General features: G+C 67.9%; 24 protein-coding genes and 1 pseudogene. 16 read left to right on the plus strand and 9 right to left on the minus strand.

Translation table 11 applies throughout. The annotated features are described in order from the left end of the window. Positions 1–3 precede the first annotated feature (3 nt). Both ABW16_RS16005 and ABW16_RS16010 read right to left on the minus strand, forming a co-directional pair. Positions 4–1170, minus strand: a complete 1167-nt coding sequence (locus ABW16_RS16005; protein ID WP_047320186.1) for an FAD-binding oxidoreductase — start codon at positions 1168–1170, stop codon at positions 4–6. A gap of 36 nt (positions 1171–1206) precedes the next feature. Next, positions 1207–1875 carry a GAP family protein gene (locus tag ABW16_RS16010; protein ID WP_047320187.1) on the minus strand — a complete coding sequence of 223 codons (669 nt, stop codon included), beginning with the start codon at positions 1873–1875 and terminating at the stop codon, positions 1207–1209. Positions 1876–1984: 109 nt separating this feature from the next. Here ABW16_RS16010 and ABW16_RS16015 point away from each other — a divergent pair, with 109 nt between their 5' ends. Further along, complete coding sequence (locus tag ABW16_RS16015) at positions 1985–2461, plus strand: hypothetical protein (protein WP_233424791.1); 477 nt, start codon at positions 1985–1987, stop codon at positions 2459–2461. On the opposite strand, the gene ABW16_RS16020 is transcribed toward ABW16_RS16015, so the two are convergent. Next, the gene (locus ABW16_RS16020; protein WP_047320188.1) at positions 2450–3070 is read right to left on the minus strand and encodes a TetR/AcrR family transcriptional regulator; all 621 of its coding nucleotides are present in this window, start codon (positions 3068–3070) and stop codon (positions 2450–2452) included. The genes ABW16_RS16015 and ABW16_RS16020 overlap by 12 nt on opposite strands. Positions 3071–3364: 294 nt before the next feature. On the opposite strand from ABW16_RS16020, the gene clpB reads away from it, so the two are divergent. From clpB to ABW16_RS16070, 10 genes are all read left to right on the plus strand, one after another. Beyond that, positions 3365–5911: an ATP-dependent chaperone ClpB gene (gene clpB, locus ABW16_RS16025; protein WP_047320189.1), complete on the plus strand. Its 2547-nt coding sequence runs from the start codon at positions 3365–3367 to the stop codon at positions 5909–5911. 157 nt (positions 5912–6068) lie between these two features. Continuing rightward, positions 6069–7310, plus strand: coding sequence for a PecA family PE domain-processing aspartic protease (locus ABW16_RS16030; RefSeq protein ID WP_047320190.1), 1242 nt, complete (start codon positions 6069–6071; stop codon positions 7308–7310). A 142-nt stretch (positions 7311–7452) separates the two neighbouring features. Further along, a complete protein-coding gene (locus ABW16_RS16035) occupies positions 7453–8670 on the plus strand; it encodes a PecA family PE domain-processing aspartic protease (RefSeq protein ID WP_047320191.1) in 1218 nt (405 codons plus the stop codon). Positions 8671–8756: 86 nt separating this feature from the next. Next, positions 8757–9641 (plus strand): trehalose monomycolate transport factor TtfA, encoded by an 885-nt coding sequence (gene ttfA / locus ABW16_RS16040; RefSeq protein WP_047320192.1) that lies wholly within the window; start codon positions 8757–8759, stop codon positions 9639–9641. Positions 9642–9686: 45 nt separating this feature from the next. Next, the gene (locus ABW16_RS16045) at positions 9687–10463 is read left to right on the plus strand and encodes an SDR family NAD(P)-dependent oxidoreductase (RefSeq protein WP_047320193.1); all 777 of its coding nucleotides are present in this window, start codon (positions 9687–9689) and stop codon (positions 10461–10463) included. After that, a complete protein-coding gene (pyrE, locus tag ABW16_RS16050; protein ID WP_047320194.1) occupies positions 10450–10998 on the plus strand; it encodes an orotate phosphoribosyltransferase in 549 nt (182 codons plus the stop codon). Before ABW16_RS16045 ends, pyrE begins: the two co-directional genes overlap by 14 nt. Before the next feature lie 17 nt (positions 10999–11015). After that, positions 11016–11909 carry a hypothetical protein gene (locus tag ABW16_RS16055; protein ID WP_047320195.1) on the plus strand — a complete coding sequence of 298 codons (894 nt, stop codon included), beginning with the start codon at positions 11016–11018 and terminating at the stop codon, positions 11907–11909. Then, positions 11906–12619 (plus strand): TrmH family RNA methyltransferase, encoded by a 714-nt coding sequence (locus ABW16_RS16060; RefSeq protein ID WP_082134159.1) that lies wholly within the window; start codon positions 11906–11908, stop codon positions 12617–12619. Before ABW16_RS16055 ends, ABW16_RS16060 begins: the two co-directional genes overlap by 4 nt. 181 nt (positions 12620–12800) lie before the next feature. Continuing rightward, positions 12801–13631 (plus strand): hypothetical protein, encoded by an 831-nt coding sequence (locus ABW16_RS16065; protein WP_047320196.1) that lies wholly within the window; start codon positions 12801–12803, stop codon positions 13629–13631. Positions 13632–13737: 106 nt separating this feature from the next. Then, entirely contained in the window at positions 13738–14856 is a 1119-nt protein-coding gene (locus tag ABW16_RS16070) for a glycoside hydrolase family 76 protein (RefSeq protein ID WP_047320197.1), read from the plus strand. 20 nt (positions 14857–14876) lie between these two features. On the opposite strand, the gene ABW16_RS16075 is transcribed toward ABW16_RS16070, so the two are convergent. Beyond that, positions 14877–15563 carry a DedA family protein gene (locus tag ABW16_RS16075; protein WP_047320198.1) on the minus strand — a complete coding sequence of 229 codons (687 nt, stop codon included), beginning with the start codon at positions 15561–15563 and terminating at the stop codon, positions 14877–14879. Between the two features lie 86 nt (positions 15564–15649). On the opposite strand from ABW16_RS16075, the gene fbaA reads away from it, so the two are divergent. Further along, entirely contained in the window at positions 15650–16681 is a 1032-nt protein-coding gene (fbaA, locus tag ABW16_RS16080; RefSeq protein WP_047320199.1) for a class II fructose-bisphosphate aldolase, read from the plus strand. Positions 16682–16778: 97 nt separating this feature from the next. Further along, positions 16779–17805, plus strand: a pseudogene (locus ABW16_RS16085) (IS110 family RNA-guided transposase). 478 nt (positions 17806–18283) lie between these two features. Here the strand turns inward: ABW16_RS16085 and ABW16_RS16090 are convergent. Beyond that, entirely contained in the window at positions 18284–19120 is an 837-nt protein-coding gene (locus tag ABW16_RS16090) for an Rv0361 family membrane protein (RefSeq protein WP_047320200.1), read from the minus strand. Positions 19121–19238: 118 nt separating this feature from the next. On the opposite strand from ABW16_RS16090, the gene ABW16_RS16095 reads away from it, so the two are divergent. Continuing rightward, positions 19239–19655 carry a DUF3151 domain-containing protein gene (locus tag ABW16_RS16095; protein WP_200900675.1) on the plus strand — a complete coding sequence of 139 codons (417 nt, stop codon included), beginning with the start codon at positions 19239–19241 and terminating at the stop codon, positions 19653–19655. Between the two features lie 21 nt (positions 19656–19676). On the opposite strand, the gene ABW16_RS16100 is transcribed toward ABW16_RS16095, so the two are convergent. From ABW16_RS16100 to ABW16_RS16110, 3 genes are read right to left on the minus strand one after another with little or no spacing between them, the layout of a single operon-like run. Beyond that, complete coding sequence (locus tag ABW16_RS16100) at positions 19677–20564, minus strand: cation diffusion facilitator family transporter (protein WP_047320202.1); 888 nt, start codon at positions 20562–20564, stop codon at positions 19677–19679. A 45-nt stretch (positions 20565–20609) separates the two neighbouring features. Further along, complete coding sequence (locus ABW16_RS16105) at positions 20610–21395, minus strand: site-2 protease family protein (protein WP_047320203.1); 786 nt, start codon at positions 21393–21395, stop codon at positions 20610–20612. A gap of 10 nt (positions 21396–21405) precedes the next feature. Beyond that, positions 21406–22074: a hypothetical protein gene (locus tag ABW16_RS16110; RefSeq protein WP_047320277.1), complete on the minus strand. Its 669-nt coding sequence runs from the start codon at positions 22072–22074 to the stop codon at positions 21406–21408. Between the two features lie 112 nt (positions 22075–22186). On the opposite strand from ABW16_RS16110, the gene ABW16_RS16115 reads away from it, so the two are divergent. Together ABW16_RS16115 and ABW16_RS16120 are read left to right on the plus strand one after the other, a co-directional pair. Beyond that, on the plus strand, positions 22187–23488 hold the full coding sequence (locus ABW16_RS16115) for an adenylosuccinate synthase (protein ID WP_047320204.1): 1302 nt from the start codon (positions 22187–22189) through the stop codon (positions 23486–23488). Next, positions 23485–24141 carry a PaaI family thioesterase gene (locus tag ABW16_RS16120; RefSeq protein ID WP_047320205.1) on the plus strand — a complete coding sequence of 219 codons (657 nt, stop codon included), beginning with the start codon at positions 23485–23487 and terminating at the stop codon, positions 24139–24141. The genes ABW16_RS16115 and ABW16_RS16120 overlap by 4 nt, the downstream gene beginning before the upstream one ends. Here the strand turns inward: ABW16_RS16120 and ABW16_RS16125 are convergent. After that, positions 24138–24497, minus strand: a complete 360-nt coding sequence (locus ABW16_RS16125; RefSeq protein WP_047320206.1) for a DoxX family protein — start codon at positions 24495–24497, stop codon at positions 24138–24140. The genes ABW16_RS16120 and ABW16_RS16125 overlap by 4 nt on opposite strands. Positions 24498–24527: the final 30 nt, after the last annotated feature.

Genomic DNA, 24527 nt, shown 5'->3' on the forward strand with positions numbered 1-24527 from the left:
TTCTCACTCCGACAAGGGGTCGTGTTGAATACGTTGTGGCGGAGCGCCTTTGGCGACAAGCGCGGCGACCATGGCCCGCGTCATCTCCGGACCGCCGCAGACCAGAATCTGGCGATCACCCCAGCTGCCGTAGCGGCTGACCACATCCGGCAGTCGTCCGGTCTGCCGCAGATGCAAGCCCCGCGGCGGGGTGACATCGGGATAGTCGGCGGCCCAGTCCGGGTCGCGCGCATACTCCGACACCGGGGTCACCGACAGCCACGGGTTGTGCGCCGCGATCTGCCACAGGACGGGCAGGTCGTAAAGCTCGCAGGGATAGCGGCCACCGAAGAACAGGTGCACCCGCGGATTCACGGCCCACCGGGCCAGGTCCATGATGATCGCCCGTAGCGGCGCCAAGCCGGTACTGCCGGCCACCATCAGCACGTCACCGGCATCGCGATCGACATGCAGTCCGCCGTGCGGGCTGGACAGTCGCCACCGGTCACCGGGCCGGGTCTCGTTGACGATCGCGGTGCTGACCAGGCCGGCGGGGACCACGCGAACGTGAAATTCGATGGCGCCGGTGTCGTCGGCGGGCATGCTCGGGCTCAGGTAGCGCCATGACCGCGGGCACTGCGGCACCTCGACTTTGACGTACTGGCCCGGGTGATAGGGCAGCGGCTGATCCAGCTGGATCCGGACGACGGCGATATCGCGGGAGACCCGCAGGTGCTCGACGACGGTGCCGTCCCACCACGCCGGGCCCTCTTCGGCATCGGCCGCCCCGCCCATCACCCCGATGATCAGATTCAGCGCCTCGCGGGCGGCGTCGTCGACGGCCGCGGTCCACCGGTCGGCCAACTCATCGCGCAGGGCGGTGCGAAGCACTTGGCCCACGACGTTGTAATGGCGTTGCGTCACACCGTACTTGCGGTGATCGCGGCCCAATTGAGCCAAGAACGCCACGGGTTCCTGTGCCCGTTGGGCGATGAATTCGCCGAGCACCCAACTCATGGCGTGCGCAAACGCGGCCCGCTGCGCGGCGAGGTCGGCCGGGAAGAGATCACGGACCGACGGGTCGGTGCCGAACCAACGGGTGAAGAACTGAGCGACAACGCCGGAGCCGTCGGACGCCGCGGTAAACGCGTCATGCAGCACGCGCAGCGCGTCACGGTCGTCCAGGCCCACGGCCGCGATCTTAGTGCGGGTCGGCTGCGGCGCCGGCTATAGCGCGTGAATCCCGTTGTAGACCACCATCGCACCAATGAGGACCAGGATCACGGCGACCAGCGCGGCGTGCTGCTGCTCCATCCAGTCCTTGACCCGGTCCAGCGCCGGATCAAGCCGGTCGCTGGCGGCCAGGTAGCCCAGAATCGGGATCAGGACTGAGGATCCGGCGAGCACGACGAAGAATACGGCCGCCGGCCAACTGTCCGCCAGGCCCAGTCCAGCGCTGCCGATGGCCAGGCCGGCGGCCGCGCACATGAACGACACCTCCGGCCGGATGACGGCCAGCGCCGCGGCCGTCAGACCAGCGCGCCGCGGGGACATCGAGGTGAATGAGCGCATCCAGCGCGGCATCTCGCCGTGTCCGTGCCGGGTCGCCCACCGGTAGATGCCGAAGCCGATCAGCGCCGTGCCGACGACGATCCGCAACCACGACGCCCAGGTCGGCGGCGTCGTGTGCAAACCGCCCAGCAGGCCGGACACCGCGACGAAGGCGGCGGTGAGCGCCGCCAGGCCTAGTAGCCAACCGAGCAGGAAGGCCAGCCCGGTTTCCCGTGGGCGCGCGGTGTGCAGCACCAGCACGGCCGGGATGACGGTGATCGGGGAGAGCGCCACCACCAGCGCGAGCGGTATCAACGCGGTCCACACCGAAGCCAGGCTCGTCATAGCAGCACCGTATCGGACCGGGCGGCACCGGCCGGGCGCCACGAGCACAGCCCTTGCTGGATACCCGTACGGGGTATAGGTTTGCATTCGGTACTTACGGAAGGCGGACATGTCACCCACGTCAGAATGTCGCGACCGGCCCCGCGGGCTGAAGCTCTTCGGACGCCGATCCGGGGCAGTGGGAGTGGTTGCCGCGCTGACCTGCACGCTGGCCTGCTGCCTGCCGGCGGTTCTGGTGGCGCTTGGCGCCGGAGCCTCGGCCGCGGCCGGTGTCGGACACGCCGGGCACGGCACCGGTGGATCGCCGGGCTGGCTCGCCACTCTGCTCGACGCGCTGCACCGGATCAGTCCCGCCCTGCTGATCGTGTCGATCGTGCTCGTGGCGGTTGCGTTCGCGCTGCGGCGTGCCGCGGCTGTGTTGCCGGCATTGGTCGCCGGTGTGGTGCTCTACCTCAGCGTGCACGGCCAGACCGATCCCGCTGTCATGTACGCGGGAATGGCGCTGGGCTACGGCGCCTGGACCGCCCTGTATCTGTGGACGCGTCCGCGGCCCGGCGCCCGGTCGTGCGAGAAGTCAACTCTGTGACGGGCTTACCCCGCTCAGCTCGGCCCGCACCAGGCCGGCCGCGAACGCCACCAGTTCGGCACGGCTGACGTGTAGTCGGCCGTCGGCCCAGTCGAGAATCAGCGCAGTGAGCGCTCCAGCCAGCGCGCTGGCGCTCATGGCTCGCGCGGCGGTGACGGGAGGCGAATCGCTGTTGCCGGACGGCCCGACCAGCGAGCCCAGCAGGCCGGGCAGGACCTCGGCGCGGTGGTCGGCGAGCAGGCTGCTGGACTGCGGCTCGCGCAGCAGGATCCGCAGCCGACGGGGGTCCTCCTCGAAATAGGCTGCGGCACGGTCGAGTGCCACGGTGACCGGAGCCGCTTTGCCTGCGACACCGGCCATGCGGGCAAGCAGTTCGGCGTTGCACTGGTCGTACACGGCCAGGATCAGCTCGTCGGTATCGGCGAAGCTCTCATAGAAGTAGCGAAGGCTGAGCCCGGCGTCGCGGCACGCCGCCCGCATGGTGACGCCGGCGGTGCCCCCGGTGCCCAGCAGTTCCACCCCGGCCTGGATCAGCTGAGCCCGACGTGCCTGGGAGCGGGCATCGTGGGTCTGGCCGCGCCATACCCGCGGCGCCCTTTCGCCGCCCATGTGCACCTCCGAATCGTGGGAACGCTTGAGGATACGTTCACCCTGCTGCTTTCATGTGGGAATCGGGTGATTCCAGTTAGTCGGAAGGCGGGTGAGGGCGCCTCCCGGCTGCCCCGATTGGTCCAGGATGCGCGTCGCGCATTGCGTCTAGGCTGATCAAGTCGGGCGGAGTGGTCGCGGAAGAAACTGGTCAGACCTGAGCGGAACAGACTCAACCTTGACGGCGTTGAACATCACGACAAGCATTTTTGGCGGGTCCCCTCTAGGCCCGCTCTGACCCCGAATGGAGGTGTCGTGGACTCGTTCAACCCGACCACCAAGACGCAGGCAGCGCTGACCGCGGCTTTGCAGATGGCTACCGCCGCCGGCAACCCGGAAATCCGGCCCGCACATCTGCTGCAGGCCTTGCTGACACAGAATGACGGGATCGCCGCGCCGCTGCTGGAGGCGGTCGGTGTGAACCCGGCCACGATCCGAAACGAAGCGCAGCGCCTGATCGATCTGGCGCCGCAGGTCACCAGCTCCAACGCGCAACCGCAACTGTCCCGGGACTCGCTGGCTGCGATCACCGTCGCGCAGCAGCTGGCGACCGAACTCGACGACGAGTACGTCTCCACCGAGCACCTGATGGTGGGCCTGGCCACCGGCGACTCCGATGTCGCCAAGCTGCTGACCGGCCACGGCGCTTCCCCGCAGGCGTTGCGGGAAGCGTTCGTCAAGGTGCGCGGCAGCGCCCGGGTCACCAGTCCCGACCCGGAGGCCAGCTACCAGGCGTTGGAGAAGTACTCCACCGACCTGACCGCGCGGGCCCGCGAGGGCAAGCTGGACCCGGTGATCGGCCGTGACACCGAGATCCGCCGGGTGGTACAGGTTTTGAGCCGACGCACCAAGAACAACCCGGTGCTCATCGGTGAGCCCGGCGTCGGCAAGACCGCGATCGTCGAAGGCCTCGCCCAGCGCATCGTCGCCGGCGACGTCCCGGACAGCCTGCGCGACAAGACCGTCGTCAGCCTGGACATGGGCTCGATGGTCGCCGGCGCCAAGTACCGCGGCGAGTTCGAGGAACGCCTCAAGGCCGTCCTGGACGAGATCAAGGACTCCGCCGGGCAGATCATCACGTTCATCGACGAGCTGCACACCATCGTCGGCGCCGGTGCCACCGGCGAGGGCGCGATGGACGCCGGCAACATGATCAAGCCGATGCTCGCCCGTGGCGAGCTGCGTCTGGTCGGAGCCACCACGCTGGAGGAATACCGCAAGTACATCGAGAAGGACGCCGCCCTGGAGCGTCGTTTCCAGCAGGTCTACGTCGGCGAACCGTCCGCCGAGGACACCATCGGCATCCTGCGCGGACTCAAGGACCGCTACGAAGTGCACCACGGTGTGCGCATCACCGACTCGGCGCTGGTCGCCGCGGCCACCCTGTCCGACCGCTACATCACCGCAAGGTTCCTGCCGGACAAGGCGATTGACCTGGTCGACGAGGCCGCGTCGCGGCTGCGGATGGAGATCGACTCGCGGCCGGTGGAGATCGACGAGGTCGAGCGACTCGTGCGCCGGCTGGAAATCGAAGAGATGGCGCTGAGCAAAGAAGAGGATGCGGCATCCCAAGACCGGCTGGTCAAGCTGCGTGCCGAGCTGGCCGACCACAAGGAGAAGCTGGCGGAGCTCACGACCAGGTGGCAGAACGAGAAGAACGCCATCGACATCGTCCGCGAACTCAAGGAACAGCTGGAGACGCTGCGCGGCGAGTCCGACCGCGCCGAACGCGATGGTGACCTGGCCAAGGCCGCCGAGCTGCGCTACGGCCGCATTCCCGAGGTGGAGAAGAAGCTCGAGGAAGCGCTGCCCAACGCGCAGGCGCGCGAGGACGTCATGCTCAAGGAAGAGGTCGGCCCCGACGACATCGCCGACGTGGTGAGCGCCTGGACCGGCATCCCGGCCGGCCGGCTGCTGGAAGGCGAGACCGCCAAGCTGCTGCGGATGGAAGACGAACTCGGCAAGCGCGTCGTCGGACAGCGCAAGCCGGTGCAGGCGGTGTCGGATGCGGTGCGGCGCAGCCGGGCCGGGGTCGCCGACCCCAACCGGCCGACGGGCTCGTTCCTGTTCCTGGGCCCCACCGGCGTCGGCAAGACCGAGCTGGCCAAGGCGCTGGCCGACTTCCTGTTCGACGACGAACGGGCCATGGTCCGCATCGACATGAGCGAGTACGGCGAGAAGCACTCGGTGGCTCGCCTGGTCGGTGCGCCCCCCGGGTACATCGGCTACGACCAGGGCGGTCAGCTGACCGAGGCGGTTCGCCGCCGGCCCTACACGGTGGTGCTGTTCGACGAGGTCGAAAAGGCCCACCCGGACGTGTTCGACGTGCTGCTGCAGGTTCTCGACGAGGGCCGGCTCACCGACGGCCAGGGCCGCACGGTGGACTTCCGCAACACCATCTTGATCCTGACCTCCAACCTGGGATCCGGTGGCACCGAGGAGCAGGTGATGGCCGCGGTGCGGGCGGCGTTCAAGCCGGAGTTCATCAACCGGCTCGACGATGTGTTGATCTTCGAGGGCCTCAACCCCGAGGAACTGGTGCAGATCGTCGACATCCAGCTGCAGCAGTTGGATAAGCGGCTGGCCCAGCGGCGGCTGACCGTCGAGGTGTCGTTGGAGGCCAAGAAGTGGCTGGCCCAGCGCGGATTCGACCCGGTCTACGGGGCACGTCCTCTGCGCCGGCTGATCCAACAGGCCATCGGCGACCAGTTGGCCAAGATGCTGCTGGCCGGCGAGGTGCACGACGGCGACGTCGTGCCGGTCAACATCAGCGCGGACGGCGAGTCGCTGGTCCTGGGCTGAGATTCCCCTCACGGCACGGCCCCCCGGAGCAGTTCCGGGGGGCCGTGCCGTTGGCCGCGCTCCTTTGCGGATGCGGTGTGGAAGCCGATCAGTTAACCTACAAACCACTGAGAGAGACTGATATTTTCTCATATCGTCGTTAACTTAGGGGGTTCGTATGTCGCGTCGGCACAAGCGCCTGGTTGGTGCAGTCAGTGCCGTGGGGGCGCTCCTGACGCTGGGTACGGCTCCACTGGTCGCCGCGCCGGCTGCTCAGGCTGACTGGGACGACCTGTTCCAGCCCATCCTCGACGCGATCAGCTGGGTCGACCCGGGCGCCGCCGCCGACACTGACCCCGGTTCTGCGCTGGCCTCGTTGGACACCCTGTTCGACGGCTGGTACCAGGACCTCATTTACACCCCGCTCCACAGCATCGCGCCGTGGGCGTTCGGTGACAGCCTCCCCGGCAGCGCCGCTGCGTACGGTCCGGACACCCCGGTCGCCGACCTGCCGTCCAGCTTCACCGTCCCGATGGATGTCAATCTCACCACTCAACCGGTGATCAGCGTCTCGGTGGGCGGCGGCTCGTCGGTTGATGTCCTGGTCGACACCGGCGCGGCCGGTCTGGTCGTGCCGATCTGGAACATCAACCCCTTTGGTATCACCGGCCTGCCCACCGGCTTCAATATCGGTCAGTTCGGTGGTTCGCTGAACTACTTCTATGTAGAGCTGCCCACCACCGTGACCTTCACCGGTGTGGACGGGGACACCCTCACCGCCGACACCACTGTCGACGCCGTGCTGTTCGCGTTCCCGGCGGACTTCAACATCTTCGGCTCGTGGTCCATTGAGGACTATCTGGCCGGCTCCTCCACCGGGATCTTGGGGATCGGTCCGAACGCACTCGGGCCCACTCCCGACCACATTCCGACCGCCGACCTGCCGGGCACTCTGGGCAACGGCGTGCTGATCGACCAGGCCAACCGCCAGCTGATCTTCGGAGACAACCCGTACGAGGGTGGGACTGTGATCAGCGGGGCGCCGTGGTCCACCCTGTATGTGAGTATCGAGGGCTCGACACCTACGAGGGTGGACGCGGTCATCGACTCTGGTGGGGTCTTCGGCACCATGCCGTCATCGGCGCTGACGGGCTCGGGTGTCACGCCGGTCAACGGATCTCTGCCGACCGGCACCCACGTCCAGGTCTACACCCCCAGCGGGCACCTCCTGTACCAGTACACCGTCGGCTCCACCCCGTACTCGACGAACCCGCTTGACGGCGTTGTTCGCAGCCCGGTCGTGACCAGTGGCACCAGCATGAACACCGGCAACTGGCTGTTCGCCCAGGAACCGGTCTACATCAAGTACAGCCCCGGCGGTGGGCAGACGATTGTCGGGGGCACACTCATCGAACTGTGACGACGTAGCGGCCGGGAGCCAAGCAATTTTTGGCGGTTTCTTGGGTAAATCCCCTGGTGTTCTACGGCCTTGAGTGGGTTAGCTGACCGCGGTTGGTTACGGCTCATCGGGTGTCCGTGACTTCATGCGGGAGGTTACGGAGATGGCAGCTCGTCGACGCCGGGTAATTGGTGTCACCGCGGCGGTCGGGGCGTTTCTCGCGTGGGGAACTCCCGCGCCGACGGCTCGCGCTGACTTCGACGACCTGTTCCAGCCCATCATCGACGTCCTCAGCGCGGTCGATCCCGGTATTGCCGCCGACACGGACCCGGGTTCGGCGCTGGCCTCGCTGGACGGCCTCTTTGACGGCTGGTACCAGAGTCTGGTCTACACCCCGATCAATGACCTCGAGCAGTGGATCTTCGGTGGTGCCGCCGACGCGACCACGGCCGGCAGCGCCGTCGCGTCCAGCCCGGATGCCTCCATCCCGGACACATTCACCGTTCCGATGGAGGTCAATGCCGTCACCGAACCGGTGGTCAACGTGTCGGTGGGTGGCGGTGACGCGGCACCTGTCCTGGTGGACACCGGGGCGGCCGGGCTGGTCATGCCCATCTGGGACATCCCGTGGACCGGCATCACCGGCCTGCCCACCGGTTTCAACATCGGCCAGTTCGGCGGCTCGCTGGACTACTTCTATGTGGAGTTGCCCACCACGGTCACCTTCACCGACGCCGCCGGGGAGACCGTCACCGCCGACACCAGCGTCGACGCCGTGCTCTTCGCGTTCCCGGCAGACTTCAACATCTTCGGCCCGTGGTCCATCCAGGACTACCTGGGCCCGGCCAACGTCGTTGGCGTGCTGGGGATCGGGCCCAACGCGGTCGGGCCGACACCCGACAGCATCCCGACCGCTGATCTCCCGGGGGATCTCGGTAAGGGGGTGTTGATCGACCAGGCCAACAACCAACTGATCTTCGGTGCTGACCCGTTGGCCGGTGGAACCGCGGTCGACGGGGCACCATGGACCACACTTGACCTCAGCATCAACGGCTCGACGCCCCAGGCGGTATCCGCGGTGGTCGACTCGGGTGGTGTCTACGGCACCATGCCGTCGTCGGTGCTCAACGGTGTCGTGCCGGAGAGCAACGGCGGTCTACCGGACGGGACGGTCATCCAGGTCTACCAGCACGGCACCAACAACCTGCTGTACGAGTACACCGTGCACAACTTGAATGGGAACTTCAATTCCCCGACCGTGACTTCCGGCGACACCATGAACACCGGCAACATCCCATTCGCCCAGCAGCCGATCTACATCTCCTACACCACCGGGCAGACCATCTTCGGCGGCACCGCCCCGAATACCATCGACGCGTGACGTTGACCAGTCGGAATAGGGCTGATACACGGTTGTGACCGACGAGCGTTCTCGCTTCCGGGCCAACAACAGATACGCTAGGCGCAATGGTCCCGCTTTGGTTCACGCTGTCCGCGCTGTGCTTCGTCGGCGCGGGCGTATTGCTGTACGTGGACATCGACCAGCGACGCGGCCGCAGCCGGCGCCGTAAGTCCTGGGCCCGTTCGCACGGATTCGACTTCGAACCGGAATCCGCCGAGATCCTGCGCCGCTGGACCCGCGGCGTGATGTCGACGGTGGGCGAGGCGCCGGTGCGTAACGTCGTGCTCGGCCAGATCCGTGGCGAAGCCGTCTACATCTTCGACCTGGACGAAGTGGCGACGGTCATCGCCCTGCACCGCAAGGTCAGCACCAACGTCGTCGTCGACGTGCGGCTCAAGGGCCTCAAGGAGCCTCGGGAGAACGACATCTGGCTGCTCGGGGCGATCGGTCCCCGGATGGTGTACTCCACCAACCTCGACGCGGCGCGCCGGGCCTGCGACCGGCGGATGGTCACGTTCGCCCACACCGCCCCGGACTGCGCGGAAATCATGTGGAACGAGGCGAACTGGACCCTGGTGAGCATGCCCATCACCAGCACCCGCGCCCAGTGGGACGAGGGCCTGCGCAGCGTCCGCCAATTCAACGACCTGCTGCGGGTGCTGCCGCCGAGCCCGCGGCGCCAGCCCGCCGAAGCCGCTACCGCCGGAACGGGCCGTCGCAACGGCCAACCCAGCCGTCCGCTGGGCTCGTCGGGCGCTGCGGAGTCGCCGGACGACAGCGAGGCCGAGCAGCTTCCGTCGGCGCCGCGAGCGGCCGCGCCGGCACCCGGAAATGCCGGCTCGGCGGCTGAACCGCTGCCGCGCCGCCGGGCGAGCCGGGAGGGGTCCTCGGACGTGCTGCACGCCCCCGGCGGGCGAAACGGCCGGCAGACCGCGCACCACCAGCGCTGACATCCGACGACGGCTGACACCAGCGGCTTCGTTAGGCTGACGGGCATGTCCCGCCCCGTTGCCGTGGTCACCGGGCCCACCTCCGGGTTGGGCGCCGGCTATGCCCGCCGCTACGCCGCCGACGGATATGACCTGGTCCTGGTCTCCCGCGACGTCGAACGCCTGGAGGCGCTGGCAACCGAACTGCGCGGCAGCCACGGTGTTGCCGTCGAGGTGCTGCCCGCCGACCTGGCCACCGCCGACGGCCGCGCGCACGTAGCCGAGCGCCTGCGCGCCGGGGTGCGCGTGCTGGTCAACAACGCCGGGTTCGGCACATCCGGTGAGTTCTGGACCGCCGACCCCGCCCTGTTGCAGTCGCAACTCGACGTCAACGTCACCGCCGTGATGCAGCTGACCCGAGCCGCGCTGCCCGCAATGATCGAGGCGGGCGCCGGCACCGTCATCAACATTGCCAGCGTCGCCGGGCTGCTGTCCGGGCGCGGCTCGACCTACTCGGCGTCCAAGGCCTGGGTGGTGTCGTTCACCGAAGGACTGGCCGGCGGCCTGCACGGCACCGGCGTCGGCATCCACGTGGTCTGCCCGGGATATGTACACACCGAATTCCACGAGCGCGCCGGAATCGACATGGCCACCTTGCCGTCGTTCCTGTGGATGGAGGTCGACGACGTGGTCGCGGCAAGCCTGGCCGACGTCGCCCGCGGCGAGGTGGTCAGCGTTCCGGGCCTGCAGTACAAGGCATTGGTAGGCGTCAGCAGGATGATCCCGCGCGGGCTGTCGCGGACGCTGACCAACACGTTCGGGAGGGGCCGTGGCCGCACTTAACAAGGACGAACGCGATGAGCTCGCCGCGCTGGTGCGCAAGCTCTCGGTGGTGCACGGCCGTGTGACACTGTCGTCAGGGGCCGAAGCCGACTACTACGTCGACCTTCGCCGTTCCACGCTGCACCATCGCGCCGGCGCCCTGATCGGGCGGTTGGTCCGCGAACTCACCGACGACTGGGACTATGTCGCGGTGGGCGGCCTGACCCTGGGCGCGGATCCGGTGGCGACCGCCGTCATGCATGCTCCGGGGCGCCCGATCGACGCATTCGTGGTGCGCAAGTCGGTGAAAGCCCATGGCATGCAACGGCTTATCGAAGGGTTCGACGTCGCAGGCCAACCGGTTCTGGTGGTGGAGGACACCAGCACCACCGGTGGGTCGGCGCTGACCGCGGTGCGCGCGGTGCGTGAGGCCGGTGGGCAGGTCGTCGGAGTGGCCACCGTCGTCGACCGTGCCACCGGAGCGGCCGAGGCCATCGAGGCCGAGGGCGTGCCGTACCGCAGTGTGCTCGGACTGGCCGAGCTGGGCCTGGACTGAAGTCCCCGAGGACGGTTGTGCGGAGTCTGATCGCGCTGATATCGGCGTTGGCCGTCGCCTGTGCTGCGGCCTGTTCGGGCTCCGCCGCTACCGGCCCCTACGGTGCCCAGGGCACCCAGATCGGTTCGGCGCTCACCGTCCTGGGCTGGGAGATGACGCTGTCCAACCTGCGGTGGGAAGTTGATTACGCCCTGATCGACGTCAAGGCCCAAGTCGCCAACACCGACACGCCACACGCCGCGGCCGGCGATCTGCGGTTCGGGGTGTACGGCACCCCCGCGCACCCGATCGAGGCCACCGGCCTGGGTAGCTGCAAGGCACTGGGGGAGTTGACGCCGACGCCGCTGTCGGCCAAGGAGCCCGACCAGTTGAACGGGACCGTGTGCTTGGGCCCGCTCAAGGAGCGCAGCGCCGTGCGCGGGGTCTACGTCTACTCGCCCGCCGACCGGATCAAAGACACCACGGTGGCCTACGCCGCGGCATTCCCGGTGGGGCTGGCGCCGGTCAACCCGGGAGACACCGGCCTGGCGCTCACCGCCCAGGGGGTGGCGGCCTACCGGGCCGACGGCGTTCCGCTGGCGCCGACGGCCCTCGGAGACCCGAAAGCGTTCACCGGCGCCGGCTATATGGTGCTCAACCTGTCGGCCGACGCGGTGGCCGGGCAATACCGCGACGACGCGAAAGCGCGCGGCGGACCGCTGATGCTGATCGCCGGGCCGTCCACGCCGATGCCGGGGCTGGGCGCGGACTGCCTGGCGGCTGGGTCGTCGGTGCTGATCCTGCCGGAGGCATCGCTGAACTCGGTGCATGTGCCGACCTCGCTGTGCACGCATGGGGAGATCAACTCCGCACTGCTCTACCCCTCGGTGTCGGTGGTGGGCACGCACGCCGCCGTGTGGACCACCCCGTGACCGAGTCTTCGGACGATCCCGATTCATGCGGCGGTCCCAGCCTCGCCTCTCCTCCGTCGAGCCTCGCTGAACCGCCGGGCCCCACCGAGTGGTTCTCGTCGGCCAACGGCGTCGGACCCTGGCCGGGGCCACTGCCTACCGACTCCCGCTACGACCCGGAGCTGCTGCGCGAGGGTGACCGTCGCAACGTCGTCGACGCCTACCGCTACTGGACCCGCGAGGCGATCATCGCCGACATCGACCGCCGGCGGCATCGGCTGCACATCGCGATCGAGAACTTCGGCCACGACGCCAACATCGGCTCGGTGGTGCGCACCGCCAATGCGTTCGCCGTGCACACCGTGCACATCGTCGGGCGCCGGCGTTGGAATCGCCGCGGCGCCATGGTCACCGACCGCTACCAGCGGCTGCTGCATCACGAGACCGCCGCGGATCTCCTGGAGTTCGCCGCCCAGCAGGGACTCACCGTCGTCGCGGTGGACAACGTGGCCGGGGCGGTGCGCCTGGAGCAGACCGCGTTGCCCGTCGACTGCCTGCTGGTGTTCGGCAGCGAGGGACCCGGTATCAGCGACGAGGCTCGTGCCGGCGCGGACCTGACGGTGTCCATCGCCCAGTTCGGCTCGACCCGCAGCATCAATGTCGGGGTGGCCGCCGGGATCGTGATGCATGCCTGGATCGCGCAACACGGGGATCTCAGCCGCGCCTGGTGAGACCTTGTTGATACCCCGAGCCAGGCTCCATTCGGGGGCTGACCCAGGGTTTTCCAGCGAAATACAAGGGATTTCCCTGTATCGGGAAAGGTAAGCACTTCACTAGTTTTTTCCCAGTAGGCGCTCAGCATCGACTCATGGTCGTGGGGAGCGAGGCACGCTTTCTGGGGAGGTTTTCGCAATGGCCCAAGGTATTCGTCCGCTGACCACACTCGGCGTGACGTTGGCGAGCGCGAGCATGATCGCGGCCGGCCCGGGAGTGTTCTCGGAGCCACCGCAACTGACGACCCATGCCGTCACATCCATAGAACTGTTGGCCAGCCAGGACGAGATCTGGGATGCCCTCGGTTCGACCGACCTTGTCCAGGTGCTTCAGGCGTTTGGGCTTCCGCTGCTGATCGGCGGCAACTTCGACTTCGACTCTTTCGAGGGCGTCCAGCAATATGTCACCGCGGCCAGCGAATGGCTGAAGACCAACGGCGAACTCGTCGTCTCGTGGGGCAGCATGCTCGAACCGTGGATCTCGCCCATCGGGGTCTCGGGCGTCGACGACTGGCTGGGCAATGAGTACACGATGTTCAGCTCGATGCTGGACGCCGACTGGGATCCGGCGGCTTGGCTTGCGTCGGTCTACCCGGACCACCCGGATTACTTCTACGCCCCCATCGCCGACTTCGACCTCGGCTGGGTGTACTCGATGCTCGGCGCTCCAGAGGAGGCATTCGCGCCGCTCAACGAGCTGTTCGGCCTGGAGTCGAGCCTCGTCAGCGGCTACCTCAACGAATTCCTGTTCGCCCTGGTTGCGCCGGTCGGCATCGCCGCGCAGGTTCTGGCCGGCGATTTCGACCTGACCGACTCCACCCTGATGGACAGTCTGGTCACCGGATCCTGGGAAGAATTCACGCAGCCTGCGGTGGACTCGTTGAACGGCCAGATCCAGGACATTGTGGGCAGCCTGCAGGGCATGGACGGGACGGACTTCCTGCTGAGTCTGCTGAGCTTCTTAGGCTAAGCGGCAGCGGCCCAGTTCGGGGGCGATCGACGTCCTTCCCGCGGCGACACCGTCGCGGGAAGGACGTCCACCTCCCAGCTCACCCGATAGGGCAGGATCAACGGCTATGGATCTGCTCTGGGCGAATCGCGCCGAAAGCGCCGAGGCCGCCGTCACCACGAGACACCTCAAGTCGCTCTGGCACCTGCCGGGCACCCAGCTGGGCGTCGTCGCCTGGCCGCCGATCCGGCGCGCTCCGCACTGGCACTACTGGTGGCAGGCGCACCTGCTGGACTGCCTGGTCGACGCCCAGCTGCGTGACCCGCAACCCGAGCGGGTGACCCGGATCAAACGGCAGATCCGCACCCACCGGCTGCGCAACGTGGGTCGCTGGACCAACGCCTACTACGACGACATGGCCTGGCTGGCGCTCGCGATCCAACGCGCGGCCGGCGTCACCGGTATCGACCGGCACCGCGCCCTGGCCACCCTGACTCGTGAGCTGACCGACTCGTGGATGCCCGAAGCCGGCGGCGGCATTCCGTGGCGCAAGGACGAGCAGTTCACCGCCCCTTTCTTCAACGCCCCCGCCAACGGTCCGGCCGGGATCTTTCTGGCCCGCGAGCCCGGGTGGCTGGAGCGTGCCCAGCAGATGGGTGACTGGATCGACGCCACCCTGATCGACCCGGACACCGGCCTGGTGTTCGACGGCATCAGGGAGGGTTCGCTGGTGCGCGCTGAGTACACCTACTGCCAGGGCGTGGTGCTCGGGCTGGAGACCGAACTGGCGGCGCGCACCGGCGCGGAACGGCACTCCGCCCGCGTGCACCGGCTGGTGGCTGCGGTGAGCAAGCGGATGGCCCCGGGCGGGGTGATCAAGGGCGCCGGGGGTGGCGACGGCGGGCTGTTCGCCGGCATCACCGCCCGCTACCTGGCACTGGTCGCCACCGCGTTGCCGGGGGAGTCCGCCGCCGACGCCGAGGCACGCGACACCGCCGGCAAGCTGGTGCTGTCGTCGGCGAAGTCGGCGTGGGATTACCGGCAATCGGTGGACGGGCTGCCGTTGTTCGGGGCGTTCTGGGACCAGATCGCCGAGGTGCCCCGGGCCGACGGCGCGGTGGCCACCTCCATCGCTGGTGCGGTACGCGAATCCGAGATCCCCGAACGCGACCTGTCGGTGCAGCTGGGCGGCTGGATGCTGATGGAGGCCGCGCACAACGTCGCGGCCCGCGCGCCGGCTCGGTGACTCTGCGCTGAGGGCGCGGCCTACTCGGAGTTCTGCGCCGTGAGCGCAGAGTCAGTGTCGGCCGACGGAGTGCGGCGGCTGCGGTAGGCCTTCGCCGCGGCGATGAACGCCGGAATCATCGACACGAACAGGATCACCAGGATGATCTTTTCCAGGTTCTCGTGGACGAACGGCACGTTGCCCAGGAAGTAGCCCAGCGTGGTCACCCCGCCTCCCCAGAGCACACCGCCGACGATGTCGAACGCCAGATACACCGGGTAGCGCATGTAGGACACGCCGGCGACTGGGGGCACGAACGTCCGGACGAACGGCGCGAACCGGGCCAGGATGATCGCCCACGGCCCGTACTTCTCGAAGAAGGCGTGCGACTCGGTGACGTAGTGCTTCTTGAAGAAGCGGGAGTCTTCCTTCTTGAACAGCGCCGGGCCGATCCGTCGGCCGATGAAGTAGCCGCACTGATCGCCCAGCACCGCCACGACCGCCACTGCCGGCGCCAGTATCCAGATGTCGGGGGCCAGTCCCTTGGCGGCCAGCAGACCACCGGTGAACAGCAGTGATTCACCCGGCAGCAGCGGAAACAGCAGGCCGGTCTCGATGAAGACCACGACCAGGATGGCCGGCAGCACCGCGCCGTGGAAGATGCCCCCGGCGCCCAGCCAGTACATCGGGTCCAGTAGCTGCGGCATCGCGACCGCGGTGGTGCTCATGACGCACCAACATACCGGGGGCTGCGAGTGAAACCGTCCCTGCGATACTCGATGTCACTTTCGTTCAGCCAGGAGGAGAGAGTTCCATGCCCATCGCCACCCCCGAGGTCTACGCCGAGATGCTGGGCCGCGCCAAGGAGAACTCGTACGCGTTCCCGGCGATCAACTGCACGTCGTCGGAGACCATCAACGCGGCGATCAAGGGCTTCGCCGACGCCGGCAGCGACGGCATCATCCAGTTCTCCACCGGCGGCGCCGAATTCGGATCCGGGCTGGGTGTCAAGGACATGGTGACGGGTGCGGTGGCGCTGGCCGAGTTCACCCACGTGATCGCCGCCAAGTACCCGATCAACGTGGCACTGCACACCGACCACTGCCCGAAGGACAAGCTGGACGGGTTCGTGCGGCCGCTGCTGGCGATCTCGGCGGAACGGGTCAAGGCGGGCGAGAACCCACTGTTCCAGTCGCACATGTGGGACGGCTCGGCGGTGCCGATCGACGAGAACCTGACCATCGCCGAGGAGCTGCTGGCCAAGGCCGTGGCCGCGAAGATCATTCTCGAGGTGGAGATCGGCGTGGTGGGCGGTGAAGAGGACGGCGTGGAAGCCGAGATCAACGAAAAGCTCTACACCTCACCCGAAGACTTCGAGAAGACCGTCGCCGCCCTGGGTGCGGGTGACAAGGGCCAGTACCTGCTGGCCGCCACCTTCGGCAACGTGCACGGCGTCTACAAGCCGGGCAACGTCAAGCTGCGCCCCGACATCCTGGCGCAGGGCCAGAAGGTGGCGTCGGCCAAGCTCGGCCTCGCTGAGGGCTCCAAGCCGTTCGACTTCGTCTTCCACGGCGGCTCGGGTTCGCTGAAGTCCGAGATCGAGGAGGCGCTGCGCTACGGGGTGGTGAAGATGAACGTCGACACCGACACCCAGTACGCATTCACCCGTCCGATTGCCGCGCACATGTTCACCAACTACGACGGTGTCTTGAAGGTCGACGGCGAGGTCGGCAACAAGAAGACCTACGACCCGCGCAGCTACCTCAAGAAGGCCGAGGCCGCCATGACCGAGCGGGTCATCGAAGCCTGCAACGACCTCCACAGCGCCGGCAAGACCCTGGCCTGAGTCGTTGATGCGATGAAGGGGCGGGGCCTCCGCTCCTCGTGACGTTCCCGGCGGATGCTGGGGGTGTCACTACCAATCACGTGTTGGGAGGCCCCTAATGAGCGAGTATGCCGGAAAACAGTTCGTCGGGATTGACCGACCTGCATCGACAGCGTTCGGTGATCGTCCGTCAAACCGATACCGGGGAGCAGCTGTCGGCGATACGGATCGTCAACGATCCGGTGGCGTTGGCGTTGGAGATCGAGCGTGCCGGGCCGAATCCGGAGGTGGTGCTCGAAGCTACCTACGGCTGGTACTGGGCGGTCGATCTCCTGCAGGCCTCGGGTGCCAATGTTCATCTGGCGCATCCGTTAGGTGTCAAAGGGTTCCGGTACCGACGAGTCAAGAACGACGTGCGTGACGCGGGCGATCTGGCGGATCTGCTGCGGATGAACCGGTTACCGGAGGCCTGGATCGCCCCGCCGGCAACACGGGAATTGCGTGAACTGGTCCGCTACCGCGCGAAGCTGGTGGCCCTGCGATCGGGGCTTAAAGCACAGGTGCATGCGGTCTTGGCCAAGGCCGGGGTGTTGATCGTGGCAACGGATCTGTTCGGCACCGCTGCCCGCAAGCGCCTGGAACGCACCCCGCTATCTGGCGTGTATGCCCAGCGGGTGGCCTCACTGCTACGCCTGATCGACATCCTCGATATCGAGCAGGCCGCCCTGTCCGAGCGCATCGCCACAGAGTTGCAACACCACGCCGGTTACCGCGCGATCCAACAACTGCCGGGTGTGGGACCGGTCCTGGCGGCCGTGTTCGTGGCCGAGATCGGCGACGTGCACCGCTTCCCTGGCCCAGCGCAGCTGTGTTCGTGGGCTGGGCTGACACCGCGGCACTACGAGTCCGACACCGTGGTGCATCGCGGGCACATCACCAAGCAGGGATCCAGGCTGGTGCGCTGGGCGGCCGTCGAGGCGATCCAGCACAAGACCACGGCAAAGATCGGAGTCGACAAAGACCGGATCGCGGCCCGGCGCGGCAGGAATATCGCCAAAGTCGCCGCGGCCCGCAAGCTGCTCACCCTGGTCTTCTATGGCCTGCGCGACGGACATGTCCGGGCCCTGGCCAAGGACGCAGCGTGAGAAATCCGGGTGCGGTATGTGCGTGGTCGCCGCAGAGTCTGGCCTCCCCGCCTGGGGCATGGCCGTGGCGTTGATTGACCCCGCGTATCGCACGCCGCACCGCTCCATGCCCTGCCTGATGGCCTGGGCGAAGGGATGACCGGCAGCCCGGAACAACCCGGGCCCTGCCTATGCCTAATCCGGCATCACACTGGAGAGCCGCATCACCCACAACCGCAATACCGAGCTTGCCGTTCTCGGCTCTGCGCCGATTCTGCGCTGAAACGGGTCGCCGTCAAGACCGTTCGTCCTCGCTACGCTGCGGGCGCTGCGTCTTGACCCCACCCCTTATTCAGCGCTGCCCGCACATATCCCGAAACCGAACAAACCGCAGCACACCAACCCCTTGACCGGACCCCACCCCTTCAGGGATGACTCTGCGTCCACGGCGGGGAAGTTCGAGTAAGCCCCGCCGTAGGCGCAGAGTCAACGAACCTTGCTAGCTGCCGTGCGACTGGCAGATCTTCCACTGGTCGTCGCGGAACTGTAGGTCGAAGCTGCGAGTTGAGCGCACCCGCGGCTCGTAGGCCATGAAGGCGGTCACGTTGGCTTCGGCCTGACCGTCGTTGACGACGACCTCATCGATGCTGGCGACAACCGGGTACTGCTTGGCCGCCGCGATCCGCCGATAGGTGTCGTCCCAGGCCTTCTGGTCGTAGTTGACGTAGCGGTCGCGGATGTCGCCGCAGGTGAGGCTGCGCAATGCGGCCAGATCACCGTTCTGCATGGCGATGTCGAAGTTCTGGATCGTGGCACGCACATGTTCTTCCTGCGAGGCGGCCTGCCGAGTGTCGCGAGTCAGCCACAGCGTGCCCAGCACCGCGATCACCGCGAGCGCCAGAATGATCAGGATCACCGCCATCACCCAGCCCCAGCTGCGTGAGACGGTGGACGGCAGTTTGCCGCCGACCCGAGCCGGGATCTGTTGCGGTATCGCCTTTCCCGAGTCATCGCCTTGTTGGGCGATCAGTTCGGTGTCCGCGTCGCCCACCGACGGGATGACCTCGGTGTGCCCGGCGTCGAATCCGGGTGCGGTAAAGCGGCGTTCCGGTGATCCGTCGGGTCCGGGTTCCTTGGGCGTGGCCTCGGTGGTGATCACCTCGGTGACGGCGTCGGCTTCTGCCGGCGTCTCCGCCAGGACGGCCGTCGCGGTCTCGTCCTCGCCCGAGGTGACGGGCTGCGCCTCGGTGACCTGCTCGTCGCCGTCGGGCTGCTCGGTGGGAGCGGCGCCGCCTTCGGTCGGCTCGGTGTTGTCCGGTTCCGGTGGGTTCGGCATGAGTGGCTGATCCTCCAATGTCCGCCCGGCTGATTCGGATCGGCTGGCGCCAGTTTACTGAGCAAGGCGCCGGCCTGCTGGAGTGGCTGGCCATGGACGGCACGGCAGAATGAACGATGTGATTCACACCGGTGATCTCCTGCGCCCCGATCCGATCCTGCTGCCCGGCGACCCCGACGCCGAGGCCGGCCTGCGGGCCAACCAGGACCCCACGACTGTCGCGGCCGCACATCCGGCTGCCTCGGTGGCATGGGCGGCGCTGGCCGAAGCGGCATTGGCCGAGGACAAAGCGGTCACCGCCTACGCCTACGCGCGCACCGGTTACCACCGGGGCCTGGACCAGCTGCGCCGCAACGGGTGGAAGGGCTACGGCCCGGTGCCATACGCGCATGAGCCCAACCGTGGCTTCTTGCGGTGTGTGGCCGCGCTGGCGCGAGCCGCCGACACCATTGGGGAGACCGACGAGCAGGTGCGCTGTCTGGCTCTGCTCGACGACTGCGACCCCGGCGCGCGCTCTGCGCTGGGGTTGAGCTGACCCAGGGCGAGCCCTAAGTCATCAGCACCCGAGTGGGCAGCGACCACCCTGTCCGGCAGGTTCCACCTGCACGGTGGCGTGGGTCAGCCCGCGGGCGGCCAACACGGCCCGCGCGTCGGCCAGCACGCGGCCGGCGTCGGCGCTGGTGCCCAGGTGGGCGGTGGCCATGTCCTGGCCCGGAGCCAACGTCCAGACGTGCAGGTCATGCACGTCGGTGACGCCGTCGACGGCGGCGAGCGCCGCGCGGAGTTCGGCGACGTCGATGTGGCTCGGTGAGGCCTCCGACAGGATCCGCAGGGCCGCCCCGGCCAGCGCGAACGCGCGCGGCAGCACCCACAGCGCGACGAAGACCGCGACCACCACGTCGGCGTACGGCCATCCGGTGGTGATCGTGACCACACCGGCGATCAGCACGCCCACGCTGCCGACGGTGTCGGCGATCACCTCCATGTACGCGCCCCGGACCGCGAGACTCTCGGCAGAGTGGGACCGCAACAGCAAGGCGACGCCGATGTTGACGGTGATCCCGGCGACGGCGACCACGATCATCGGCACACCGGGCACGTCCGGCGCGGTGCCGATGCGGCGGATCGCCTCGGTGAGGATGAACGTCGCCACCCCGATCAGCAGCACGGCGTTGGCCACCGCGGTGAACACCTCGGCGCGGTGCCAGCCATAGGTGCGCGACGGTGAGGTGCTGCCGCGCCGGGCCAGCATCACCGCCACCACCCCCATGAACAGCGCGGCCAGGTCGGTCAGCAGATGGCCGGCATCGGCCAGCAGCGCCATCGAGTTGATGGTGATGGCGGTGGTCAGTTCGATGGCGAAGAACGCCGTCAGGATCGCGGCGCCGACGACCATCCGGGAAAGCCGGGTGTCGGTGTGACGGTGATCGTGACCGGCGCCCATGGGAGCTGAATATATGCGGACCGGTCCGCGCGGCGGCTTGGAACTTTAGAACCAGGCGCTCCAGAACTGCGTCAGGCTCAAACCCCACGACACCAGCAGGCGCGGCACGTCGAACAGGTCGAAGAACCACAACACCAGCGAGAAGAACTTGTGGTTCAGTGCGGGCGATGCCAGCAGCAGCATCAGCAGCACCAGCAGACCCCACTGCTGGAACGGCGCCACGGCGCGGCGGGTCGCCGGACTCAGGTGCGGCTCCAGTGCGCCGTAGCCGTCGAGCCCCGGTATCGGCAGCAGGTTCAGCACCACCGCGGTCAACTCCAGGAAGCCCAGGAACGCCACCCCGGACCAGAACACCGGGTGCGCGGGATCGTAGAGGGTTCGCGTGGCGCCCAGCAGCAGCACGGCCAGCACCAGGTTGGCCGCCGGACCCGCCAGGCTGACCAGGGTGCGTCGTCGTGGCGTCATGAACGACGTCTGCACGTAGACCGCCCCGCCCGGCAGCCCGATGCCGCCCAGCAGGATGAACAGCATCGGCAGCACCAGGGACAGCCCCGGATGGGTGTAGCGCAGTGGGTTGAGGGTCAGATAGCCGCGCATCTCCACCCCGTGGTCACCGAACCGCCAGGCGGTGTAGGCGTGGCCGAACTCGTGCAGGCACAGCGAGACGAGCCAGCCGGCGATCACGAACACGAACACCCCGGCGTAGGCGAGCGGCCGGATCTCTTCGCCTGCCCGCCAGGCCAGCGCGCCGCCCAGGGCAGTCAGGGCCACTAGTGCCAGGAAGACCGGGCTGGGCCGTACCGCCTGGCCGCGCAGGGGACGCACGTTCACGCCCGTGAACCTATCTGACAAGCAACCAGTCTTCGATGTGCCGATAAAAGGTGGACCGCTTCACCGTGCGGCTGCCGTAGCTGCCGTCGCGCACCACCAGTGCGCCGGTGGTGCCCAGCTGTGCCGCTCGACCCGTCACCCAGCGCCGTACCCGGCCGCGCCGGTCCGGGACACCGGCGCGCACACCCGGTGCGGTGGCGGTCGGCTCGATCAGCACGGCGGCCACATCCCCGTCGAAGAGGGTGGCGTCGTCGACGATTCCCTCGCCGTGCAGCACTGCGGCGCCGTCCACCGGCAGCCACCGGCCGACACCCACCAGGGCGGTGCCGGCGTCGTCGCGCACCAGCGGCACCGGGTGGGCGACGCCCCGCCGTGCCCGCCGCGCTGCCCGCCATCCGGCCGGCAGCCGGTAGGCCCCAGTGGCGGGCGTGCGCCGTCGCGGTGCGTAACCCACCTCGACATCGAGCCGGTCGGTGCGCATCAGCCGGGTTAATATCCGCGCCAGGTCCGCGTCGGCTCCTACCACCACCAACCGGCGGTAGCGGTCGATGGCGGCGTCCAAGGCGTTCAAGGCATCGGTGCCTCCCGCATCTTCGTCGACCTGAACCGTTGGCAGCCCGCGCAAGGGGCGCGGCAGCGGCCGTCCGGCAAACAGCAAGACGACGGTTTCAGGCGGCATCTTCAGGCTGTCCGTGCCGTTAGTGGCGTTCAACACGCTCCTTGTGAATCGCTTCAGATAGGCTCAGTCCCCGGCTGGACCACAGTAAGCCAAGACAGTTAGCGAGAAATCCATGCCGGCAATCGTCGTCATCGGCGCCCAATGGGGCGACGAGGGCAAAGGGAAAGCGACCGACCTACTCGGTGAACGAGTCCAGTGGGTGGTGCGCTACCAGGGCGGCAACAACGCCGGCCACACCGTGGTGCTGCCCACCGGGGAGAACTTCGCACTGCACCTGATCCCCTCCGGGATCCTGTCGCCGCACGTCACCAACGTCATCGGCAACGGTGTGGTGGTCGACCCGGGAGTGCTGCTCGAGGAGCTGGCCGGACTGGAACGCCGTGACGTCGACACCTCACGGCTGCTGATCTCCGCCGACGCGCACCTGCTGATGCCCTATCACGTCGCCATCGACAAGGTGACGGAGCGCTACATGGGCAGCAAGAAGATCGGCACCACCGGCCGCGGGATCGGCCCCTGCTACCAGGACAAGATCGCCCGAATCGGGATCCGGGTCGCCGATGTGCTCGACCACGAGTCGCTGGCCCAGAAGATCGAGGCCGCCCTGGACTTCAAGAACCAGGTGCTGGTCAAGATCTACAACCGCAAGGCGCTGGAGCCGCAGCAGGTTCTCGAAGACCTGCTGGAGCAGGCCGAGGGCTTCAAGCACCGCATCGCCGACACCAGCCTGCTGTTGGGCGCCGCGCTGGACCGCGGTGAGAACGTGCTGCTGGAAGGCTCGCAGGGCACCCTCCTCGACGTCGACCACGGCACCTACCCGTACGTGACGTCGAGCAACCCGACCGCGGGCGGTGCGGCCGTCGGCTCCGGTGTCGGACCGACCCGCATCACCACGGTGCTGGGCATCCTGAAGGCCTACACCACCCGGGTCGGCTCGGGTCCGTTCCCCACCGAACTGTTCGACGCCAACGGCGAATACCTGTCCAAAACCGGCGGTGAGGTCGGGGTGACCACCGGCCGCCGGCGCCGCTGCGGCTGGTTCGACGCGGTGATCGCCCGCTATGCCACCCGGGTCAACGGCATCACCGACTACTTCCTGACCAAGCTCGATGTGCTCTCCAGCCTGGAGACCGTGCCGGTCTGCGTCGGCTACACCGTCGACGGCAAACGCACCGACGAGCTGCCGATGACCCAGGAAGAATTCGCTCGTGCCGAGCCGGTCTACGAGGAACTGCCGGGTTGGTGGGAGGACATCTCCGGTGCCCGCACGTTCGAGGAGCTGCCCGCCAACGCCCGCGACTACGTGTCACGGCTCGAGGAGATCGCCGGCGCGCAGGTCTCGTGCATCGGGGTCGGCCCCGGGCGAGAGCAGACCATCGTGCGACGCGATGTGGTGAGGGGCGGCGCCGCGTGAGCGGTGGACAGTCCCCGGACGGCGCCGACGACACGGCCAGCGATCCCGACTACGCCAACCACGGTGGATTCCCCGACTACGCGCTCGTCGACCCGAGTCCGGGCTTCGCGCGGTTCGTCACCACCATGCGGCGCCTGCAGGACCTGTCAGTGTCGACCGACCCCGACGACGCCACCTGGGACGACGCCGCCGACCGCGTCGAAGCGCTGGTCGGTTTATTGGAGAAGTACCCGGCGCCGGCGGGAGTCGCCCCGGCCGGGCGGGCACCGTCGCTGCCGGGCATGGGCAGCCTGCTGATGCCGCCGTGGCGGATCAGCCGCTTCGAGCCCGACGGTGTCTCGATGGAGGGTTCGTTCAGCCGGTTCCATGTGGGCGGCAACAACGCGGTGCACGGCGGCGTGCTGCCGCTGCTGTTCGACTGGATGTTCGGGATGGTGGTGCACGCCGCGAACCGCCCGATCAGCCGGACGGCGTTCCTGCACGTCGACTACCGCAAAGTCACCCCGATCGACACCCCGCTGCTGGTGCACGGGCGGATCGACAAGGCCGAGGGGCGCAAGGCGTTCATCGGGGCCGAGCTCACCGACACCGATGGGACCGTGCTGGCCGAGGCGCAGGGGCTGATGGTGCGGCTGCTGCCGGGGCAGCCCTAGTCAGCTGCGCGCGGCCCCCGCAGCGTCATCGCCGCGAACAGGGCCAGAAACGACGCGGCCGGCACGGTGTTGGCGATGCTGTCGCGGACTCGGACATGCGCGCCGACCGCGAGAACGAAATACAACGTCAACGCCGCGGTGGTCAGCCGTGCCAGTCCCGGAAACCGGTGCACCGACAGCAGGCCGACCGCTGAAGCGGCTTTGACGATCGGCAGCACCGGCCTGACCTCTTGCGGGCATCCGACGGTGTCGAGCGCGGTGGTGATGAACGGCGCGGGGATGGCGCACAGCACCGCGTCGGCGGCTTGGAAGGCAGCCAGGCCCGTGTAGGTCTTCGGTGACGTCAGCACACTCATGGGACCGACTCTATTCGGATGGGCTAGAGC

Source organism: Mycolicibacter heraklionensis, assembly GCF_001021505.1.
Lineage (GTDB): Bacteria > Actinomycetota > Actinomycetes > Mycobacteriales > Mycobacteriaceae > Mycobacterium > Mycobacterium heraklionense.

Excerpts from the sequence above, each read along its gene's own strand:
- ABW16_RS16010 (WP_047320187.1), bottom strand. The coding sequence starts at position 1,875 with ATGACGAGCCTGGCTTCGGTGTGGACCGCGTTGATACCGCTCGCGCTG.
- ABW16_RS16015 (WP_233424791.1), top strand. The coding sequence starts at position 1,985 with ATGTCACCCACGTCAGAATGTCGCGACCGGCCCCGCGGGCTGAAGCTC.
- ABW16_RS16020 (WP_047320188.1), bottom strand. The coding sequence starts at position 3,070 with ATGGGCGGCGAAAGGGCGCCGCGGGTATGGCGCGGCCAGACCCACGAT.
- ABW16_RS16030 (WP_047320190.1), top strand. The coding sequence starts at position 6,069 with ATGTCGCGTCGGCACAAGCGCCTGGTTGGTGCAGTCAGTGCCGTGGGG.
- ABW16_RS16035 (WP_047320191.1), top strand. The coding sequence starts at position 7,453 with ATGGCAGCTCGTCGACGCCGGGTAATTGGTGTCACCGCGGCGGTCGGG.
- ttfA (WP_047320192.1), top strand. The coding sequence starts at position 8,757 with ATGGTCCCGCTTTGGTTCACGCTGTCCGCGCTGTGCTTCGTCGGCGCG.
- ABW16_RS16045 (WP_047320193.1), top strand. The coding sequence starts at position 9,687 with ATGTCCCGCCCCGTTGCCGTGGTCACCGGGCCCACCTCCGGGTTGGGC.
- ABW16_RS16065 (WP_047320196.1), top strand. The coding sequence starts at position 12,801 with ATGGCCCAAGGTATTCGTCCGCTGACCACACTCGGCGTGACGTTGGCG.
- ABW16_RS16070 (WP_047320197.1), top strand. The coding sequence starts at position 13,738 with ATGGATCTGCTCTGGGCGAATCGCGCCGAAAGCGCCGAGGCCGCCGTC.
- ABW16_RS16075 (WP_047320198.1), bottom strand. The coding sequence starts at position 15,563 with ATGAGCACCACCGCGGTCGCGATGCCGCAGCTACTGGACCCGATGTAC.
- fbaA (WP_047320199.1), top strand. The coding sequence starts at position 15,650 with ATGCCCATCGCCACCCCCGAGGTCTACGCCGAGATGCTGGGCCGCGCC.
- ABW16_RS16090 (WP_047320200.1), bottom strand. The coding sequence starts at position 19,120 with ATGCCGAACCCACCGGAACCGGACAACACCGAGCCGACCGAAGGCGGC.
- ABW16_RS16100 (WP_047320202.1), bottom strand. The coding sequence starts at position 20,564 with ATGGGCGCCGGTCACGATCACCGTCACACCGACACCCGGCTTTCCCGG.
- ABW16_RS16110 (WP_047320277.1), bottom strand. The coding sequence starts at position 22,074 with ATGCCGCCTGAAACCGTCGTCTTGCTGTTTGCCGGACGGCCGCTGCCG.
- ABW16_RS16115 (WP_047320204.1), top strand. The coding sequence starts at position 22,187 with ATGCCGGCAATCGTCGTCATCGGCGCCCAATGGGGCGACGAGGGCAAA.
- ABW16_RS16125 (WP_047320206.1), bottom strand. The coding sequence starts at position 24,497 with ATGAGTGTGCTGACGTCACCGAAGACCTACACGGGCCTGGCTGCCTTC.